This window comes from Micromonospora maritima (genome assembly GCF_902825405.1).
Lineage (GTDB): Bacteria > Actinomycetota > Actinomycetes > Mycobacteriales > Micromonosporaceae > Micromonospora > Micromonospora maritima.
Genome location: NZ_CADEAU010000930.1, coordinates 1 through 882, shown reverse-complemented (window position 1 = coordinate 882; position 882 = coordinate 1). Strand labels below are relative to the sequence as shown.

1 protein-coding gene is annotated in these 882 nt (G+C 76.8%); it reads left to right on the top strand.

Going from position 1 to position 882, the window contains the following annotated elements; all coding sequences use genetic code 11:
* The coding region (locus tag HUW36_RS33605; protein ID WP_174531670.1) for an acyltransferase domain-containing protein at positions 1–882 on the top strand (882 nt) is incomplete at both ends.

Here is an 882-nt window from a genome sequence, read left to right as displayed (position 1 = left end):
ACCCGCGACGGACTGGCCCGGCAGGCCGGGCGGCTCGCCCGGCACCTGCGCGCCCACCCGGCCGACCCGGCGCCGGTCGCCTGGTCGCTGGCGACCACCCGGTCGGTGTTCGACCACCGCGCCACGGTGGTCGGGTCCTCGACCGGGGACCTGCTGTCCGGGCTGGACGCGCTCGCCGCCGGCACGCCGTCACCGGCCGTGGTGACGGGTACGGCGTCCCGGACACCTGGTCCGGTGTTCGTGTTCCCCGGTCAGGGCGCCCAGTCGGCGCGGATGGCGGCCGGTCTGGTGGGTCGGACGCCGGTGTTCGACGCCGCGTTGGCGGAGTGTCAGGCGGCGTTGGCCCCCTATCTGGACGTGGATCTGGTGTCGGTGTTGACCGGCGAGGACGAGTCGTGGCTTGAGCGGGTCGAGGTGGTGCAGCCGGTGCTGTGGGCCGTCGGCGTCGCCCTCGCGGCCGTGTGGCGGCACGTCGGGGTCGCCCCGCAGGCGGTGGTCGGCCACTCCCAGGGTGAGATCGGCGCGGCGTGCGTGGCGGGGATCCTGTCGCTGGAGGACGCGGCGAAGACGGTGGCGTTGCGGTCGCGGGCCCTGTCGGTGCTGCGCGGCACGGGCACGATGGCGTCGGTCGACCTGCCCGCCGACGAGGTGACCGCCCGCCTCGGTGCCGCCGCTGGCGGGACCGGTGACGCGGGGGACGGCCTGGGTGCCGACGCTCCGATGACGGCCTCCGGTGACGCGGGCGGCTCCTCCGGCGCGGGTCGATTCGCCGGGGTGGGGGTCGCGGCGGTCAACGGTCCGTCGACGGTGGTGGTGTCCGGCCCGCCGCAGGCCGTCGCCGACTTCGTGGCGGCCTGCCAGGCCGACGAGATCCGGGCCCGG